Here is a 16959-nt window from a genome sequence, read left to right as displayed (position 1 = left end):
AAGGGGTGTGCGGCAGGATGGCTAAACTTGTACATATAGCTGAGGAGGTGCCTATACCAGAAGGTGTAGAGGTAAGTGTAGATGGGTTAAAAGTTACTGTCCGAGGTCCCAAGGGGGAACTAACGAGAGACTTCTCGCATGCACGCGGTGTGATAATAAGGGTCGACGAGGACGAAGAAGGTAAGAAGGTAGTAGTTGAGGCATACTTCGCCAATAGGAGGCTTAAGGCACTAGTGGGTACAATAGCAGCTCACATAGAAAACATGATTACTGGTGTAACTAAGGGCTTCAGGTATAAGCTAAAGATAGTGTTCTCACACTTCCCTGTAACAGTTAAAGTGCAGGGTGACAAGGTAGTCATAGAGAACTTCCTTGGCGAGAAGGCGCCGCGTGTTGCTAGGATAATGCCGGGCGTTACGGTAAAGGTCCAGAAGGACGATGTCATTGTTGAGGGTATAGATATAGAGGCTGTAGGCCAGACAGCGGCCAACATAGAACTCGCTACAAAGGTTAAGGATAAGGACAGACGTGTTTTCGTAGACGGTATATACATCTATGAAAAGGGGGTGGCTGAGTAATGGAGCGTGGCAAAGATATAGAGAGGCTGCTTAGAGTAAGGCGTTTGCTGAAGTCCAAGAAACCTGAGTTCCTACGTACACTATGGTGGAAATTCCCCAAGTTCAAGAATGACCCGAAGTGGCGTAAACCAAAGGGTATAGACAATCCTATGAGGCTACGGCTGAAGGGTAGACCTCCAGTAGTGGATGTCGGGTACCGAGCACCAGCAGCAGTACGTGGACTACACCCTACTGGGCTAGAACCTGTACGTGTGAGCAGTCCCTCAGAGCTAGACAGGCTGGACCCGTCAAGACACATAATATACATAGCGGCGGGAGTCGGGCTGAGGAAACGTCAGCAGATACTAGAGAAGGCGCGTGCTAAGGGCTTCCGTGTAGCAAACGCATAAGCACCTCTTTCTTATACCGGGGTGATTGCTCTCCGAGGTCAGGGAGCTGGGAGAGGCTGCGGGGTGGCCTAAGAATGGCTCAGGATTTGTCCATGCAGCGTAGACTCGCGGCAGAGATACTGGGTGTAGGCGAGTCGAGGATATGGATAGATCCTTCCAGAATAGACGATGTAGCTAGTGCCATCACTAGGGAAGAGGTGCGCCGCCTAATCAAGGAAGGCGTGATAAAAGTCAAGCCTAAGCACAGCCCCTCTCGGGGTCGCTGGCGTGAGAGGCACGAGGCCAGGAAGAAGGGCAGGCACCGTGGCTACGGTAGACGGAAGGGCGAAGCCTCGGCGAGGCGTGACCCCAAGGAGGAATGGATGCACCGGATACGTAAGATGAGAAGATACCTCCGCTACCTTCGTGACCATGGTGTAATAGACAGGAGGACCTACAGAAAGCTCTACATGTGGGCTAAGGGCGGAATGTTCCCAACATTTGCGTCGCTCAAGAGATGGCTAGAAGAACACGGATACCCTACAAGCGTCCGCAAATAGAACTTTCTCATAATACTCAATACTCTTCTTTGATTCCCATACTCCTAACAATCCTCCTACCCGTCTGGTATAGTCTGCTTATAAAGCTCGGTTGGCTAGTTAAACCTCTTTATGCTAGCCTTTGTGTGCTCCCCTTGTTTACGTAATGGGCTCAGGGTGTGGTAAGGTAACAGAGGGAAACTGTGCCCCTCTCTACGATTTGTATTTATTAAGGGAGTGTGGGGTTGCGCTTCTCCGCACCGGGTACGCGGTTAGGGCCGGTGGACTGTCATGGCTCATGGACCAAGATACAAGGTGCCGAGGAGGCGGCGTAGGGAGGGTAAGACCAACTACTATAAGCGCTACATTATGGTACTCTCTGGTAAGCCCAGGCTAGTCGTTAGGAAGACTAACAAGTACATCTGGGTTCAGGTAATCATTGCTAAACCTCAAGGCGATGTAACAGTTGCTGCGGCTCATAGCAGAGAGCTCGTGAAGCGTTATGGTTGGCTAGGCGGAACGAAGAACACCTCGGCAGCCTACCTCACCGGTATGCTTGCTGCCCTGCGCGCCCTCAAGGCGGGTATAGACTACGCGGTACTCGACATAGGGCTACACAGGCCAGTACGCGGCGCTAGGGTCTTTGCTGCTCTCAAGGGAGCTGTCGATGCCGGACTAGAAGTGCCACACAGCGAAGAGATATTCCCGGAGGATTACAGGATACGAGGCGAACATATAGCCAAGTATGCTGCTATGCTTGCCCAGGAGAACCCAGAGCTTTACGAGCGCAGATTCAGCCTATACCTCAAGAGAGGTCTACGCCCCGAAGATCTGCCTAAGCATTTTGAGGAGGTTAAGAGTAAAATACTAGAAGACTACCGTGATGTTGTTGAGAAGGTAAAGGCTGCTAAGGAGGCTGTTGCGTGATGAGCCTCTCGCCTTACGAGCTCGAGCAGGAATGGAAGCCACGTACATTCGTAGGGAGGTTGGTAAAGGAGGGTCGTATACGCAGCCTCAGCGAGATATTTGAGCGTAACCTGCCGATACTCGAGCCCGAGATAGTGGACTACTTGATAGGCCCAGAGCTAAAGAGCGAGACTGTTGACGTAAGACTGGTACAGAAGATGACTGACGCTGGCCGCATAAACAAGTTCCGCGTAGTAGTCGTCATAGGTAATGAGAACGGCTTTGTAGGCGTAGGCCAGGGCAAGGCTCGGCAGCTAAGGCCAGCAATAGAGAAGGCTATACGCAACGCCAAGCTCAACATAATACCCGTGCGGCGTGGGTGCGGTAGCTGGGAGTGTCTCTGTGACCAGCCACACAGCGTACCCTTCACAGTACGCGGTAAGAGTGGTAGCGTAGAGGTGGTCCTCAAGCCAGCGCCCCGTGGTACAGGGCTAGTAGCAGGCGACGCAGCCAAGGTAGTCCTAAGGATGGCTGGTATACAAGATGTGTGGAGCTTCACTCGCGGCGACACAAGGACTACGCTGAACTTCGTAAAGGCTACCTATAACGCGCTAAAGCAGACCTACAAGTTCGTAACTCCGCTCGACTGGATACAGGCTTCGCAGAGCTAAACCAGGCTCTAACGCTCTAGCCTCTATAAGCCCTTATTTCCAATACCCATGAATTAACCGGTGCTTGTCCAACCCCTGGCTATACGCTTGTCCGTATACGGAGAGGTGGATGAAGAAATGGCAGTCGCGTCTGCGGAGCAGAAGGCAGCCCCAACGGGCCAGGTAAAGCTCTATGCTATAATCCGGCTCCGCGGTAGGGTAGATGTACATCCCGACGTAGAATACACACTATCACTGCTAAGGCTCCACCGTAAATTCCACCTAGTACTGTACCCGTCAACTCTACCTGGCATAGAGAGGATGATACACAAGGTTAAGGACTGGGTAACCTGGGGCGAGATCGACCGCGAGACACTCATAGAACTGCTGCGTCGCCGCGGCCGCGTATCTGGCAACAAGCCTCTAACCGACGAGTATGTGCGCGAGAAGCTTGGTCTACAGGGTGGTATCGAGGAACTCGCGGACAAGCTGCTAAAAGGCGAGATAATGCTACACAAGCTCTACGACAAGAAGAACAAGATATGGATAATAAAGCCTGTGTTCAGACTACACCCGCCACGTGGAGGCTTCAAGGGCAGCATAAAGAAGCCATACGGTGCTGGCGGCGAGCTGGGCTACAGAGGTGCTGGCATAAACGAGCTTATAAAGAGAATGCTCTAACCACTCCCGGCCCGGGAGCCAGCGGAGAACGCTCTGGGTGTGGGCAATGGTTGTCCGCCGCAGGAAGAAGAGTAGACGTCTACGTGGCCGCACTAGGACAATGGGCTGGGGCCGCATAGGCCAGCACCGCGGCAGTGGTAGCCGCGGCGGTTTTGGAGCTGCCGGTATGCACAAGCACATGTGGACATGGGTAGTGAAGTATGCTCCTACATGGTTCGGCAAACACGGCTTCAATAGGCCACTAACCTATGAGGTCAAAGTGAACGAGATAAACGTGGGTGAGCTAGCAGAGAAACTTGACGTATGGCTCCGTGAGGGCAAGGCTAGCGAGGAGGGCGGAAAGATAGTAGTAAACCTTGCTAGTCTAGGCTACAACAAATTGCTAGGCCGCGGAAGCATAACAAAGCCTGTGAAGGTAATAGTACCAGCGGCCAGTGAATCAGCTATACGCAAGATTGAAGCAGCTGGCGGCGAAGTAGTAGTCTTAAATAACGAGGAGAACTAACCCTAACTAAGAATCCTTTCCCCGGCTTTTAGTTCCATCATCCAGCTCTGCCTCTGCTAGGTCTCTTTCTGCCCTAACTTGGGCCTGGTGGTGTACTATTTCTTGGACCCGTTTTACCCTGCAAGGTCTTCTATGAATATTACTATACCTTAGTACTTGGTATGAGCCGCTTCAGCTTGATTAGCTCCATTGGTTGTTTTTAGTATGACAGTATTGAGTAATCGGAAACGCTGGAAGCCTAGTCGGTGGCTCTTTTAAGCTGGACGGGAGCTTCGCCTGGCCTGGGGGCGACGCTCGCAATGGGTGTACTGGAGGCGCTCGCTGCAGTCTCACGGTATATCCCGGCAGTGGAAAAGCCTGCTCGCCGCCCGCCTCTTCCTACTAGACTGGCATGGACCGGCATAGTCGTCTTACTATACCTCATAATGAGCGAGATACCTCTGCTTGGTGTGCTGGGATATCAGCAGCAGCAGGCTAGCCAAGCTCTCGCATCATTAATCCTGGGTATGAACATTGGATCGTTGATGACGCTTGGTATAGGCCCCATAGTGACAGCTGGTATAGTCCTTGAGGTGCTAGTTGGTGGCGGTTTAATCCAGATGGATCTCACTAAGCCCCGTGATAGAAAGATATTCATGGGTGCGCAGCGTACTCTTGCCCTCCTATTCGCTGTGCTCGAGGCAGCAGCTTATGCTGTAGGCTGTCAGTTCTGGGTGACAACACTAGGTGGCGGCGGCTGTCCTGTAGGTACCGGAATAAAGCTACTAGTGGTTGCGCAACTAGCGTTCGCGACGCTCATATTGATGTGGTTCGATGAGCTAGTACGCAATGGATGGGGTATAGGCTCGGCGCTAAGCCTCTTCATTGTAGCTAACGTCGTAAAGGGCCTTGCCTGGCAGTTTGCAGGCCCCGTCCCTGTACCGGTTGGTGAGAACCAGGTAGACTACTATGGCTGGCTAGCACACGTGATAAAGACAGGCGACTTTGCAATACTTCGCCATGGTCTCCCGGACTTCGTGGGCTTCCTAGCCACAATAGCAATCATAATGATATTGGCTTACTTCCAGCTAATGAGGGTCTACATACCGGTGACAAGCCCACGCTACGGCAGCATAAAGACTAGGATCCCACTAAACTTCATCTACGTGACAAACATACCTATACTCTTCGTCGGTATAGTAGTATCTGACATAGCAGTATTCTACCAGATGATAGCAGGCATCACGGGCCCCGACAGTGCAATAGCCAAGGGCCTAGCAGTACTTTACCACTATGTAAGCCCGCCCAGAGGACTCCTCGAAGCGGCAGCCGACCCCCTACGTACAGTGATATTTGTCATAGCATGGCTGCTACTCGGCCTATTCTTCGGCTTCATCTGGGTCGAGATAGCAGGGCTGAGCCCGAGACAGCAGGCAGAGAACTTGATAAAGTCTGGTATGGAGTTGCCAGGGCTTCGCCGGAACGTGAAGCTACTCGAGAAGATACTCGCTAAGTACATATACCCGTTGACAGTAATTAGCTCGCTACTAGTTGCTGGCATAGCGGTTCTCGCTGACATATTCGGCGCGTATGGTACAGGCTCCGGACTGGTACTGCTGGTAGGTATAGTGTATAACTTCTACCAGGCGCTAGCATATGAGAGAACACTAGAGATGTACCCGATGCTGCAGAGGCTAATAGGCGAATAAGTGGTCTAATTTTTTATAACACCGGCTCCAGGCCGACAGAGTGGGCCTAGCGTGGCCCGATTCCTCAACAGTTTAGCATACAGAATGTATCCAGCTCAGCCTTCAACCCGCAGCAGCGTGTTTGCATCTCTAGGCTTCACAGCTCAGCCTCCAGAGAGTAATGCGGGGTAGGTAGGACATGGTGCTGCGCAACCCCTTCGTAACTGTAGTGGTGACCGGTGTACCTGGCGTAGGAAAAACTACAGTTCTTGGCAAGGTTGTAGAAATAATGAAGAATAATGGCGAGCAAGTACTTGTAGTAAACTTTGGCGACTATATGTTTCGTGTGGCTTCGGAGCAGGGGCTCGTAAAACACCGTGATGAGATGAGGCACCTCCCGCTCCGTAAGCAGCTTGAGCTCCAGGAGATGGCGGCAGAGAGTATACGCCGCGACGCCGAGCAGAAGCTATCAGAGAAAGGGTTCCTATTCATCGATACACATGCCGTGATAAAGACTTCTACGGGATACTGGCCGGGACTGCCAGAGAATGTTGTAAAAGAACTCCGTCCAGACTCCATAGTCCTAGTTGAGGCTGCACCGGAGATAATCCTGGCGCGGCAGCAGCGCGACAAGGGCCGAGTAAGGAGTGACATAGGTAATGTGGAGGCCATAAAGCTGCTCATAGAGATGGCGCGTGTAGCTGCAATGGCTAGCGCTGTACGCGTCGCTGCTAGTGTCTATCTCGTCGAGAACGTGGAGGGCGATCCTGGTATAGCCGCACAGAAAATAGTGGAGCTAGCGCTAAAACTACGCTAGCTTAGTTCTACATGCTTTTTATGACGTTGCCTTGACCTTGATGTAAGCCCAGAAGCTTCCCGAGTCCTTCAGAGGGGCTGATGTAGTATATGGTTACCAGTATCCTTGTTTACGAGGTCTATGTGGTAATGCTCGCTATTATCGGGGTCCTTGTCGCGGAGTACCTATTCTACCGCATAGCAGGCTCCTCTTATCTTAACGCGAGGGCTGAGCTAGAGCAGATAGTCAGTGATTTCCGGAACATCGAACATGCCACTGATAAGCGGGTTAGACGGCGTGCGGGGAAACTATACTCTCGTATAGCATCACTCCAAGGGATGGTACGTCGATATACGCTACTCCGCTTGGGGCTCTTGACTCCTGTATATCTTGGCGCTATAACAGTCTTCACAATGCGTCCCATACCGCTCCCGTCGCTGTGTTGTATACCCGTCTTGACGCTAGTTCCCGGAGACTCTGATGTATGTGTGACAGTGCCGAGCCTCCTGGCAGCACTTACATTCCTAATCTCGCTGCCCATTATACAGTACGACCTCGTAGGAATACTAATGCTTAAGAAAGCCCGGCAGCAGACCAGCTAGAGCCCCGGGGAGCCTATAGCGCGAGGTGTGGACAAGGGATGCCCAGGCCTAGGTATAGGAGCCGCTCTCTAAGGAGGGTATTCGTTCGCACCCCGGGCGGCGAGACGCGTATACACTACGAGAAGCGGAGGCCAGGGCCTGCCAAGTGCGCTATATGTGGTAGTCCGCTCAATGGTGTGCCGAGGCTACGTCCGGTAGAGCTACGTAAGCTGCCTAAGACGGCTAAGCGCCCCGAACGTATGTATGGCGGTGTACTATGCCCGAAATGCTTGACAAAACTGCTAAAGAAGACTATTAGGACGCAGTTGCTCCAGCAGTTGCAGGCTAGCCGGCAGCAATAACGCGCCTCTTGCTGAACAGTAGCGCTTCATGTATTTCCTGGCCAGAATGTTGTAGAGCAAGGGCTCTTTCCTTCTCCGCATAGCGTTCTTGACTCTTCTCAGTTTCTACTTTCAGGGCATAGTGTACACCAAGGACTGAGAGCTGTGTACTTCTTATTTGTGGATGGATAGAGGTAGTAGCGGTTACAATCATTATTAGCTCGTTAGCCTGCTTAGCGGCATGGGGGTCGGAGGGGCGGCTTGATCGTACGGAGATGCAGTACTAACAAGAGGGGTCCTACAATAGCTGTTAGCGGGCCTCCGGGCAGCGGTAAAACAACATATGCTCGTCGGCTAGCCGAGGAGCTAGGTCTCGAGTACTACTCGGCGGGTATGATTTTCCGGATGGTGGCACGGGAACGCGGGGTAAGCATAGAGGAGCTGAACCGGATAGCTTCGGAGGATCCGAGTATAGATCTAGAAATAGACTCGAGGACACTAGAGATAGGCTGTCGCGGAGGAGTAGTCCTCGAGGGCCACCTCGTGGCATGGGTTCTGGGAAGTGTTGCTGATGTAAGGATCTACGTTACGGCGCCACTAGACGTCCGGATAAGGCGCATAGCGGCGCGCGAAAACAGGCCCCTAGACGAGGTCTATCGCGAGACTGTCGCGAGAGAGTACATGCATTGGCGCCGCTTCCTAGACTACTACGGGATAGATGTCAACAACCTGCAGATATTCAACCTAGTACTCGACACCGAGCCGCTAAGTGTTGACGAGGCGTACAACGTGATAAAGACGTATACGTGCCGGCTACTTGCGAGGAAGGGGTTCAAGATTGAAGCTTGTAGCCGGTAAGGCTTAAAGAAGCTCAGACCCCTGGTGGCCCTTAGGCTGGGGGTAGAGAAGCGATGCCCGCGATAGAGGTAGGCCGTCTCTGCGTAAAGCTCCGTGGCCGCGAGGCGGGCAGGAAGTGTGTAATAGTAGAGATAATTGACGACAATTTCGTCGTGATAACTGGGCCTAAGGACGTCTCAGGCGTCAAGAGGAGGCGTGCCAACATAAACCACATTGAGGTGCTCCCGGAAAAGATAAACATAGAGCCAGGTGCCAGCGACGAGGAGGTAAAGAAGGCCCTAGAAGAGGCAGGGCTACTAGACTTCATGAAGGAACGTGTACGCGTCGAGCTAAAACCCGGGCTACTCTAGCCCGCGGCCAGCGGCTACAGCGTTTCCTCCTTGACTCTTGTCTCCTCAGCCAGCCTTTCCGCGTCCCGGCTCCTCTCCGGGGCATGCCGACAGCTTCTAGCAGCTCCTCCTACAGCTCTCTGCACCGTATACCGGGCCTCTACGTTTCCTCCTGCTTCCTGTACAGCTGTGGTGCGTATACTGGGGAGTTATAGGGGGCCAGGCCCTCTACTAGGACATAGATGGCTGAAGGGGAGGGTAACGCCGCTATGTCGAGTAGCCTAACCCGGCAAGGTCTAGAGTTTATAGAAGAACTTGATCGGTTTGCAGGGCTTGAGCGCCACTGGATAGTAAAGCTCGAGGAGGAGACCAGTCCAGACTATGGCACACTGCCCTGGAGGAGGCCTATAGAACAGTACATAAGGCTCGGTGTAGTAGCGCTAGACAAGCCGCCGGGGCCTACAAGTCACGAAGTAGTAGCCTGGATAAAGAGGATGTTTGGCCTTTCCAAGGCAGGACATGGTGGCACGCTAGACCCGAAGGTCACCGGCGTTCTACCTGTAGCCTTGGAGGAGGCTACGAAGGTCATAGGCCTAGTAGTCCACACCGGCAAGGAGTACATGTGTGTAATGCAGCTACACAAGCCCGTACCCGAGCAAGACCTACGCCGCGCGCTGGAAATGTTCGTAGGTGAGATCTACCAGAGGCCACCCCTAAGGAGCAGTGTAAAGAGGAGCCTAAGGACTAAGAAGATCTACGAGATAGAACTCCTAGAGTATAACGGCCGCTACGCCTTGATGAGGGTGTTCTGCGAGGCAGGCACCTACATGAGGAAGCTCTGCCACGACGTAGGACTCATACTAGGCGTGGGCGCTCACATGAGGGAGCTACGCCGCACCAAGAGCGGTCCCTTCCGCGAGCAACATGGTCTGGTGCGGCTTCAGGACCTAAGCGAAGCACACTACCGGTGGCGTAACGAGGGCAAAGAGGACCTCCTAAGGAAGTACATAAAGCCAGTAGAGTACGCGGTAAGCCACCTCCCCAAGATAGTGATACGTGATACAGCAGTAGACGCGATAGCCCACGGCGCGAACCTGGCAGTACCCGGCATAGTGAGGCTGCATGAAGGCATCAGGCGCGGAGACCTAGTGGCGCTCTTTACACTCAAGGGTGAGCTTGTAGCAGTTGGTGTCGCGCAGATGAGCAGCGAGGAGATGGCAAAGGCGCGGCGCGGCATAGCGGTGAAGATCCGCCGCGTTATAATGAAGCCGGGCGTCTACCCCAAGGCATGGAAGCAGCGGGAGAAGAAGCGTTGACCTCAGGCCACTACTATCGTCCACGGAGCCGCCGCGGTCCCCGGAGACTGATAAGCGACCACATACGCGGCGTCACAGTAGAGTTCTACGTGTCCAGCGACGTCTTCTCCCCCGACGAGGTGGACACAGGCACCCGGCTCCTCATAGAGCACGCCGAGGTACCAGATAAGGGTGTAGTACTCGACCTAGGCTGTGGCTACGGAGCAATAGGGATAACACTAGCCAAGGCTTATCCAGGCCTGCGCGTAGTAATGGTTGACATAAACCCCCGGGCCGTAGAGCTGGCAAAGCTCAACGCCCGCCATAACGGAGTTGATGACCGAGTCACGGTGCTACACGGCAACCTATACGAACCGGTAGAGGGTATGGAATTCAATGTGATAATCTCCAATCCCCCGTTAGCAGCAGGGATGGCCACGATAGAGGAGATAATACGTGGGGCGCCACGCCACCTGGCCCAGGGTGGCACACTACAACTCGTTATGAGGAAGGGAGCTAACCGGGCACTAGAACTCATGATGGACGTGTTTGGAGACGCCCGGGTAGCCCTCAGGAAGAAGGGCTACACGATACTCTACGCGAAGAAACAAAGCCGGGAGCCCCGCGGGGAAAACCAATAACCCTCTACCCTCCAGAGCCACTACCTCTACACGGGGCCCAGAGGCCCTCTGGGCGCCGGGGTGCCCGAGCGGACCAAGGGGCCGGCCTGGAGAGCCGGTGGCCGTCGAGGCCGCGCGGGTTCAAATCCCGCCCCCGGCGCCACAATTATCTAAAAACAGTAAGTGCGTTATGGTCTCATTATCATGGTTCTTCTGTGTCTTCTAACTATATTGTAGCTTGGCTGCTCCTAGAGGTCTCATGTCTTCTTCTGAGTTCCGGTCGGTTGTCCGGTTCTACAGCGTGCCTGCCTCTATGATGTTCGCTTCAGCTAAGAACTAGACTGTACAGTGTTTGTGTTTTTCCAGCATTCGTGTTGTTGTAGAACTTACGTAGGCAATTCGTATCGTTGCTGGTAAGTATTTTAACAGTGTTCGTGGCCATTCTCGGGCGTCGCGGATGAGTGGGGTATGTCTGGGTTCAACCCGGGAGATACTGCCTGGATACTGACGGCGACGTCTATGGTTGTGTTGATGACACTGGGTCTTGGTTTCTTCTACGGAGGCATGGTGCGGAGGAAGAATGTGATATCAATGGTGTCGCTATCATTTGTATCGTTGGCGCTGGTAAGCATCCAATGGGTAGTAGCAGGCTACAGTCTTAGCTTTGGCAGCAGCATCGCTGGCGGCTTTATTGGAGGCCTTGAGTACGTTGGTCTCAGTGGCATAGGGGTAGACGAGCCAGCGCCAGGGCTTGAGAATCTGCCGCATCTAGCATTCGTGGCATTTCAGATGACCTTCGCCGCCATAACCCTAGCTATACTGACGAGTGCGCTGGCAGAGAGAGTAAAGCTAGGAGCATTTCTAGTCTTTGGCCTACTCTGGACAACGCTAGTCTACGATCCGGTAGCCCACTGGGTATGGGGTGGTGGCTGGCTCCACACATGGCTACACGAGTGGCTTGGTGCTGCGCCATTAGACTTTGCCGGCGGTACTGTGGTGCATATAACGTCGGGTTTCGCGGCACTAGTACTAGCTATCATAATAGGCAAGAGGCTGGGATATGGCGAACACGACATGACACCCCATAACATACCGCTAACACTTATCGGGACAGCACTGCTCTGGTTCGGCTGGTTCGGATTCAACGCAGGCAGTGCCCTTGCAGCAGGCGTGTCGGCTGCTAACGCGCTACTAGTGACACACATAGCAGCCTCAGCAGGAGCCTTAGCATGGCTTGCTGCGAGCTGGTTACGCGATAAGCCCGGCTCACTAGGCCTTGCCAGTGGCGCCGTAGCCGGTCTTGTGGCGATAACGCCTGCAGCTGGCTACGTTGGCGTTGGTGCAGCAGTAGCAATAGGTGTAATCGCGGGTCTACTGTGTTATGGTGCTATGTTGTTCCGTATAAACCGTGGTCTCGATGAAAGCCTTGATGCATGGGCAGTTCATGGGGTCGGTGGTCTTTGGGGGCAATAGCTACAGGGATATTCGCTGATGCTAACGTAGGCGGTGTTAGTGGTCTCCTCCAGGGTAATGTGGCACAGTTCGTGGCGCAAATAGTGGATGCCGGGGCGGCGATAGTCTACACTGTAGTGGTTACCTATATTCTGGCAAAGATAGTTGATGCAACTATAGGCCTACGTGTATCTGAAACAGAGGAGTACGTCGGCCTAGACATATCACAGCACGGAGAAGAAGCTTACGCATGGGGTGGCTAGCTTTGAAAAAGATAGAAGCAATTATACGTCCTGAGAAGTTTGACCAGGTAAAGAAGGCGCTCGAAGAGAACGGCTACATAGCTATGACTGTAACCGAGGTTCGTGGACGTGGCGAGCAGAGGGGGATAAAGCTACAGTTCCGCGGAAGGACAGTAACGGTAGACTTGCTGACGAAGATAAAGATAGAGATAGTGGTCCCGGACGAGGAGGTTGATAAGGTAGTAGAGATAATAATGAAGCATGCAAGGACCGGAAAGCCGGGTGATGGAAGAATATTCATCATTCCGGTGGAGAAGGCTATACGGATACGCACCGGCGAGGTTACCGAGTAATTACTGGGTGTAAGGAAAAGACTCGGCGGCTAACTCTGCTCTTCAACATACTGTTTTACTATCTCCACAAGTCCCTCTTCATCCAGTATTCCCACGAAGCCGTCAACGGCCTCTCCATCAACATACACTATGGTTGTAGGTGTAGCTGTTACGCCGGATTCAAACGCTGCTTCTGGAGCCTCATAGGCGTCTACTTCTATCCACTTAGCCTTATCTCTGAGCTTCTCTGCAACCATGTAGAATATTGGCTTATATATCATGCATGCACTGCAGGTAGGAGTTGTGAAAACAGCTACGACTACTGGGTGATTTTCTATTATTTCACGAAACCTATCATAGCTCGTAACATATTCTACGACACCCTCCTTACGTAGCCTCTCTATTTCGTTGTACATTTTAGTATAGAAGTCTAGTTCGTCGCCATACATGGTTGTGGTTCACCCGTCTTTGCTACTCCTTACATGCACAGCCTTCTATGTGGTGCTCTTTTCTCAGCCAACCTACGCAAGCAAGAATTCGACTATAACGGTGCCGTCGTTCACACAGCGGTGTTGTACGAGAGGAGTCGAATATAATCGTGGCTGCTGGGGGCACTAATAACAGAAGAACTCTAGTCCAAAAACCGTCGTGGTGATATGCAATGGCTAAGGTGAAGATCAAGCTAGTATCTCTCCTACGTGAAGCGGTGAACGGGAAGGGTGAGGTAGAGATAGAGATAAACAATGACAAGGTCACGCTCGGTGAAGCCATAGCCAAGCTTTTCGAGGAGTATCCACGCCTCCAAAAACTGGTGAAAGAGCTGGAAGAGCGCGGCCTCACGGTGATATACACGGTTAATGGACATAGTGCATCTAGAGATACTTCAGTATCCGACGGCGATGAGATAGCAATCTTGCCTCCTGCTTCAGGCGGCTAACACTTAGAAGCTACCTGCCATACACGCCGTAGGTGTACCCGTAGCCGACTACATGCCCTCTAGCGGCTTCGAGGATGGTACGGCAAGGGGCACCAGGCTCTATTCCTAGATTATCCACATCAAGGGCTATGATGAGAAACACGTAGCGGTGCGGTCGATCGCCGGAGGGCGGGCATGGGCCTCCATAACCTATTCTGCCAAAATCGTTACGTCCTTGTAGTCCCAATCCCTTTACTACGGGATCCTTAGGGATGTCTTCTGGTATCCTGGTAGTAGACACCGGTATGTTGTAGAGTATCCAATGATAGAATGTACCCTTGGGTGCGTCAGGATCATAGACTACTAGGAGGAGACTCTTGGCGGATGATAGAATGTTCTCCACTACTAGCGGCGGTGACACGTCTAGACCGTCACACGTATATTTTGTGGGGATAAAGTCTCCTCGAGAAAAGGCAAGTGAATATACTTTTAGAGTCTCCGGGGCATTCTTTACCACGTCTGGTAGGGGTACCTCTTTAGCTCTCTGGGGACCCTCGGCTTCGCGTATGATAGTCATGGCAGCTATAGTCATGAATACAGCGAGCAATAATGCCAACACTAGCTGTCTTCTAGGCAAGAGTGCTCAACCCCAGACCCTGAGATATGTTGTACTGACGTTTCTTGATTCGGTTCTACCCAACTATTCTAGTCCCGGGGAATCCTTGATTAGCTCTCCTCCGGGCTTACTACGTAGCATAGGCCCAAGGGGACGGTTCAAAAGAGCTAGTATAAGCTGCGGTGTGGTGTAGACAGCAATGCCACGCGTTTACTTTGAGACCTATGGGTGTGCATTAAATAACGCTGATACGGCTATCATGAAGAGTGTATTAGCTAGCCGTGGGTATGTGATAGTAGACGATATAGATGACGCCGATATTATTATATTAAACACGTGTACTGTAAGGATGGACACTGAGGAGCGAATGAGAAGGAGGATAGTAGAACTATACAAGACCGCGAAAAAGCGCTCCGCAGTGCTCGTAGTAACCGGTTGTATGGCCTCAGCACAACCTTACACAGTGAAGCGCATAGCACCAGACGCAATACTAGTCTCGACCCACAACGTACACAGGGTAGACGAGGCACTCGAGACGGGCAAGAGTCTACTAGGAGAACCTTCAAGGCCTAAGACACTCTACACCCCGGACCCCGGGCTAATGCAGAGAGGAAGGATAGCAGAGATACCAATAGCTGACGGCTGTGTAAACGACTGCAGCTTCTGCATAACCAAGCTAGCTCGGCGCCGCGTATACAGTAGGCCGATGGAGAACATTGTCCGGCTAGTCGAGGCGTTGGCACGCCGCGGTGTCGTAGAGATAAGGATAACGGGTCAGGATGTCGCAGTCTATGGGGTAGACATCTATGGGAAGAGAATGCTTCCCGAGCTTCTAGAACGCCTAGCAGAGATAGAAGGTAACTTCATGATACGCGTCGGGATGATGAGCCCTGAGCAGCTGGAGCCAGTACTAGACGAGTTCATAGAGGCTCTCCGAAAGCCTCGCTTCTTTAAATTCGTTCATCTACCTGTGCAGAGCGGCGACGACCGCGTATTGAAGATAATGAAGCGCCGATACACTGTGGACCAGTATCGCGGGATAGTAAAGGAGATACGGAGGAAGATACCGGGAGTAATGCTGGCAACCGACATAATAGTAGGACACCCTGGCGAGGACGAGGAAGCCTTCATGAATACTGTGAAACTCGTAGAAGAGTTGCGTTTCGAGCGTGTACACCTAGCACAGTATACACCACGTCCACGCACAGTGGCAGCAGGTCTTCCCCAAGTACCAGATCCGATTAAAAAGCAACGCTCAAAACAACTCATGAATATCATAGAGCGGATAGGGCTCGAGGAGCACATGAGGTACGTCGGTACACGTGCTACAGCCCTGGTAGTATCCCTTGGAGAGCGTGGCGGACTTGATGCTAAGCTCTACAATTATATGCCAGTAGTACTCCCGGAGGGTTCAGCCAAGCCTGGAGAGTGGAGATGCATTGAAGTAACCGGAGCCACCTGGTACGACCTCCGGGGGCGCGTTATTGAGTGCTAGCATCGCCAAGCAGGTAGCTGCGGAAAAGGCCCTCAGCCTCCTCCGCGGTAGGCTAGTAGAAGCCACACGCATAGGTGTAGGCACCGGATCCACGGTTGCCAAGATAGTAGAACTGATGATGAATGACCCGGAACTCTCAAGGATTCTAAAGACAAGGAGAGTCTACGCATCCAGCCTAGCTACGCTCCTCCTCCTCCGGAAGCATGGTGTCGAAGCCTATAACCACGCACCCCGCGGTGGTCTAGACGTCTATTTTGACGGTGCAGACGAAGTAGCCATAGATGCTACTGCATGCATGCTGGTCAAAGGCCGCGGAGCTGCTATGGTTAGGGAAAAGATACTGGCATATAACAGCCGCTACACTTTGATAGTTGTGGACGAGAGTAAGGTTTCTAAGAATTTGGGTGAGAAAGGTAAACCTGTTCCCGTAGAGGTGCTAGAGTATGCTCTCGAGCCGCTTCTGGATGAGCTGAATTTCCGAGGAGTACGCGTAGAGGTAAGGAGTAACTGTGGTTGCCGTGACGGTCCAGCACTTAGTGACAATGCCGGCATTGTCGTTGACACATGGCCTTGGGGTGTTATGGCTCCGCAACAGTATGAGACGCTCCTAGATACGTTGCCAGGCGTAGTAGGTCATGGTCTCTTCATAGGTTATGCAGACGCTGTCGTCATCGGTCATAGTAACGGTAAAGCAATGGTCCATAGCTGCAAGAGGACTCGGAGGAACCCAGCGCTTTGAGTCACAATGATAACCGACTTGGCGAGCTTAGAGAACGTATCCGCAAGCTAGGAGAGGAAGCGCATGGCGATGCAGCAGCTACTGCTGGGGAGATGCGTGCTATCCGTGTCTCTGTGCAGCCCGTAGAACTCTGGATAGTTATGGGTCGTGGAGCAGACTATGTAGTTATACCAGGTACGTATTGTAGTTGTCCACATTTTACTATACGTGTAGTGGGCCGGGAGACAAATGAACCTTGCTATCACCTGGTGGCTGTCGAAATCGCTAAGCGTAGTAGAAGGTTTCACGATCTTTCTGCCAGTATAGATGGTGACAAGCTTATCGACATACTTCTTGAGACACTTCTTGAGAATAGGACACGCACACTAAGACGCATCCTCTACCAGAGCCGTAGAAGACCTCGGTCCTAAAAGCAATAATATAGCTCTAGGGGTGTGGTCTCCTACCCCGGTG

General features: G+C 52.5%; 22 protein-coding genes, 1 tRNA gene and 1 pseudogene. 22 read left to right on the top strand and 2 right to left on the bottom strand.

Features of this window, described 5'->3' with window-relative positions:
* The first annotated feature begins 17 nt into the window (after window positions 1-17).
* The 18 genes and pseudogenes from Pyrde_RS05130 to Pyrde_RS05040 all read left to right on the top strand — a co-directional run bounded on the left by Pyrde_RS05130 (window position 18) and on the right by Pyrde_RS05040 (window position 12761).
* Window positions 18-578, top strand: a complete 561-nt coding sequence (locus Pyrde_RS05130; protein WP_055408779.1) for a 50S ribosomal protein L6 — start codon at window positions 18-20, stop codon at window positions 576-578.
* Entirely contained in the window at window positions 578-967 is a 390-nt protein-coding gene (locus Pyrde_RS05125; protein WP_055408778.1) for a 50S ribosomal protein L32e, read from the top strand. The genes Pyrde_RS05130 and Pyrde_RS05125 overlap by 1 nt, the downstream gene beginning before the upstream one ends.
* Before the next feature lie 74 nt (window positions 968-1041).
* Window positions 1042-1506 carry a 50S ribosomal protein L19e gene (locus tag Pyrde_RS05120; RefSeq protein WP_055408776.1) on the top strand — a complete coding sequence of 155 codons (465 nt, stop codon included), beginning with the start codon at window positions 1042-1044 and terminating at the stop codon, window positions 1504-1506.
* Between the two features lie 270 nt (window positions 1507-1776).
* Window positions 1777-2412 carry a 50S ribosomal protein L18 gene (locus Pyrde_RS05115; RefSeq protein WP_055408774.1) on the top strand — a complete coding sequence of 212 codons (636 nt, stop codon included), beginning with the start codon at window positions 1777-1779 and terminating at the stop codon, window positions 2410-2412.
* Window positions 2412-3062, top strand: a complete 651-nt coding sequence (locus Pyrde_RS05110; RefSeq protein WP_055408772.1) for a 30S ribosomal protein S5 — start codon at window positions 2412-2414, stop codon at window positions 3060-3062. Before Pyrde_RS05115 ends, Pyrde_RS05110 begins: the two co-directional genes overlap by 1 nt.
* 117 nt (window positions 3063-3179) lie before the next feature.
* The gene (locus Pyrde_RS05105; protein ID WP_055410760.1) at window positions 3180-3722 is read left to right on the top strand and encodes a 50S ribosomal protein L30; all 543 of its coding nucleotides are present in this window, start codon (window positions 3180-3182) and stop codon (window positions 3720-3722) included.
* A gap of 46 nt (window positions 3723-3768) precedes the next feature.
* Window positions 3769-4227, top strand: a complete 459-nt coding sequence (locus Pyrde_RS05100) for an uL15m family ribosomal protein (protein WP_055408769.1) — start codon at window positions 3769-3771, stop codon at window positions 4225-4227.
* A 299-nt stretch (window positions 4228-4526) separates the two neighbouring features.
* The gene (secY, locus tag Pyrde_RS05095) at window positions 4527-5915 is read left to right on the top strand and encodes a preprotein translocase subunit SecY (protein ID WP_055408767.1); all 1389 of its coding nucleotides are present in this window, start codon (window positions 4527-4529) and stop codon (window positions 5913-5915) included.
* 178 nt (window positions 5916-6093) lie between these two features.
* Window positions 6094-6711 carry an adenylate kinase gene (locus tag Pyrde_RS05090; RefSeq protein ID WP_055408765.1) on the top strand — a complete coding sequence of 206 codons (618 nt, stop codon included), beginning with the start codon at window positions 6094-6096 and terminating at the stop codon, window positions 6709-6711.
* An 89-nt stretch (window positions 6712-6800) separates the two neighbouring features.
* A complete protein-coding gene (locus tag Pyrde_RS05085) occupies window positions 6801-7292 on the top strand; it encodes a hypothetical protein (protein WP_055408764.1) in 492 nt (163 codons plus the stop codon).
* A gap of 38 nt (window positions 7293-7330) precedes the next feature.
* Window positions 7331-7633 carry a 50S ribosomal protein L34e gene (locus Pyrde_RS05080; protein WP_055408762.1) on the top strand — a complete coding sequence of 101 codons (303 nt, stop codon included), beginning with the start codon at window positions 7331-7333 and terminating at the stop codon, window positions 7631-7633.
* Between the two features lie 243 nt (window positions 7634-7876).
* Window positions 7877-8470, top strand: a complete 594-nt coding sequence (gene cmk, locus Pyrde_RS05070) for a (d)CMP kinase (protein WP_231656828.1) — start codon at window positions 7877-7879, stop codon at window positions 8468-8470.
* Between the two features lie 53 nt (window positions 8471-8523).
* On the top strand, window positions 8524-8820 hold the full coding sequence (locus tag Pyrde_RS05065; protein WP_055408759.1) for a 50S ribosomal protein L14e: 297 nt from the start codon (window positions 8524-8526) through the stop codon (window positions 8818-8820).
* 248 nt (window positions 8821-9068) lie between these two features.
* Entirely contained in the window at window positions 9069-10115 is a 1047-nt protein-coding gene (locus Pyrde_RS05060) for an RNA-guided pseudouridylation complex pseudouridine synthase subunit Cbf5 (RefSeq protein WP_055410756.1), read from the top strand.
* The gene (locus Pyrde_RS05055; protein ID WP_231656810.1) at window positions 10112-10735 is read left to right on the top strand and encodes a class I SAM-dependent methyltransferase; all 624 of its coding nucleotides are present in this window, start codon (window positions 10112-10114) and stop codon (window positions 10733-10735) included. The genes Pyrde_RS05060 and Pyrde_RS05055 overlap by 4 nt, the downstream gene beginning before the upstream one ends.
* Before the next feature lie 54 nt (window positions 10736-10789).
* A tRNA-Ser gene (locus tag Pyrde_RS05050) sits at window positions 10790-10877 on the top strand.
* A 305-nt stretch (window positions 10878-11182) separates the two neighbouring features.
* Window positions 11183-12429: pseudogene (locus tag Pyrde_RS05045) on the top strand (ammonium transporter).
* 2 nt (window positions 12430-12431) lie between these two features.
* On the top strand, window positions 12432-12761 hold the full coding sequence (locus Pyrde_RS05040; protein WP_055408755.1) for a P-II family nitrogen regulator: 330 nt from the start codon (window positions 12432-12434) through the stop codon (window positions 12759-12761).
* A gap of 29 nt (window positions 12762-12790) precedes the next feature.
* Here Pyrde_RS05040 and Pyrde_RS05035 read toward each other — a convergent pair whose 3' ends face one another.
* On the bottom strand, window positions 12791-13189 hold the full coding sequence (locus tag Pyrde_RS05035) for a thioredoxin family protein (RefSeq protein ID WP_055408753.1): 399 nt from the start codon (window positions 13187-13189) through the stop codon (window positions 12791-12793).
* 212 nt (window positions 13190-13401) lie between these two features.
* On the opposite strand from Pyrde_RS05035, the gene Pyrde_RS05030 reads away from it, so the two are divergent.
* Window positions 13402-13677, top strand: a complete 276-nt coding sequence (locus Pyrde_RS05030; RefSeq protein WP_055408751.1) for a MoaD/ThiS family protein — start codon at window positions 13402-13404, stop codon at window positions 13675-13677.
* Window positions 13678-13687: 10 nt separating this feature from the next.
* Here Pyrde_RS05030 and Pyrde_RS05025 read toward each other — a convergent pair whose 3' ends face one another.
* Window positions 13688-14293, bottom strand: coding sequence for a YbhB/YbcL family Raf kinase inhibitor-like protein (locus Pyrde_RS05025; protein WP_231656807.1), 606 nt, complete (start codon window positions 14291-14293; stop codon window positions 13688-13690).
* A 178-nt stretch (window positions 14294-14471) separates the two neighbouring features.
* On the opposite strand from Pyrde_RS05025, the gene Pyrde_RS05020 reads away from it, so the two are divergent.
* From Pyrde_RS05020 to Pyrde_RS05010, 3 genes are read left to right on the top strand one after another with little or no spacing between them, the layout of a single operon-like run.
* Window positions 14472-15767, top strand: coding sequence for a tRNA (N(6)-L-threonylcarbamoyladenosine(37)-C(2))-methylthiotransferase (locus tag Pyrde_RS05020; RefSeq protein ID WP_055408749.1), 1296 nt, complete (start codon window positions 14472-14474; stop codon window positions 15765-15767).
* Window positions 15757-16506, top strand: a complete 750-nt coding sequence (rpiA, locus tag Pyrde_RS05015; protein WP_055408747.1) for a ribose 5-phosphate isomerase A — start codon at window positions 15757-15759, stop codon at window positions 16504-16506. The genes Pyrde_RS05020 and rpiA overlap by 11 nt, the downstream gene beginning before the upstream one ends.
* Entirely contained in the window at window positions 16503-16916 is a 414-nt protein-coding gene (locus Pyrde_RS05010) for an SWIM zinc finger family protein (RefSeq protein WP_055408745.1), read from the top strand. The genes rpiA and Pyrde_RS05010 overlap by 4 nt, the downstream gene beginning before the upstream one ends.
* Window positions 16917-16959 lie beyond the last annotated feature (43 nt).

The sequence above is a fragment of the Pyrodictium delaneyi genome (assembly GCF_001412615.1).
Taxonomy (GTDB): Archaea; Thermoproteota; Thermoprotei_A; order Sulfolobales; family Pyrodictiaceae; genus Pyrodictium; species Pyrodictium delaneyi.
Note: the sequence above shows the minus strand (reverse complement) of the source record. Positions and strands in the feature narration are given on the sequence as shown.

Coding starts and splice junctions, on each gene's coding strand:
- secY (WP_055408767.1), top strand. CDS start 4,527: ATGGGTGTACTGGAGGCGCTCGCTGCAGTCTCACGGTATATCCCGGCA.
- Pyrde_RS05085 (WP_055408764.1), top strand. CDS start 6,801: ATGGTTACCAGTATCCTTGTTTACGAGGTCTATGTGGTAATGCTCGCT.
- Pyrde_RS05130 (WP_055408779.1), top strand. CDS start 18: ATGGCTAAACTTGTACATATAGCTGAGGAGGTGCCTATACCAGAAGGT.
- Pyrde_RS05110 (WP_055408772.1), top strand. CDS start 2,412: ATGAGCCTCTCGCCTTACGAGCTCGAGCAGGAATGGAAGCCACGTACA.
- Pyrde_RS05100 (WP_055408769.1), top strand. CDS start 3,769: ATGGTTGTCCGCCGCAGGAAGAAGAGTAGACGTCTACGTGGCCGCACT.
- Pyrde_RS05120 (WP_055408776.1), top strand. CDS start 1,042: ATGGCTCAGGATTTGTCCATGCAGCGTAGACTCGCGGCAGAGATACTG.
- Pyrde_RS05020 (WP_055408749.1), top strand. CDS start 14,472: ATGCCACGCGTTTACTTTGAGACCTATGGGTGTGCATTAAATAACGCT.
- Pyrde_RS05065 (WP_055408759.1), top strand. CDS start 8,524: ATGCCCGCGATAGAGGTAGGCCGTCTCTGCGTAAAGCTCCGTGGCCGC.
- Pyrde_RS05035 (WP_055408753.1), bottom strand. CDS start 13,189: ATGTATGGCGACGAACTAGACTTCTATACTAAAATGTACAACGAAATA.
- Pyrde_RS05125 (WP_055408778.1), top strand. CDS start 578: ATGGAGCGTGGCAAAGATATAGAGAGGCTGCTTAGAGTAAGGCGTTTG.
- Pyrde_RS05030 (WP_055408751.1), top strand. CDS start 13,402: ATGGCTAAGGTGAAGATCAAGCTAGTATCTCTCCTACGTGAAGCGGTG.
- Pyrde_RS05115 (WP_055408774.1), top strand. CDS start 1,777: ATGGCTCATGGACCAAGATACAAGGTGCCGAGGAGGCGGCGTAGGGAG.
- Pyrde_RS05105 (WP_055410760.1), top strand. CDS start 3,180: ATGGCAGTCGCGTCTGCGGAGCAGAAGGCAGCCCCAACGGGCCAGGTA.
- Pyrde_RS05060 (WP_055410756.1), top strand. CDS start 9,069: ATGTCGAGTAGCCTAACCCGGCAAGGTCTAGAGTTTATAGAAGAACTT.
- Pyrde_RS05080 (WP_055408762.1), top strand. CDS start 7,331: ATGCCCAGGCCTAGGTATAGGAGCCGCTCTCTAAGGAGGGTATTCGTT.
- Pyrde_RS05090 (WP_055408765.1), top strand. CDS start 6,094: ATGGTGCTGCGCAACCCCTTCGTAACTGTAGTGGTGACCGGTGTACCT.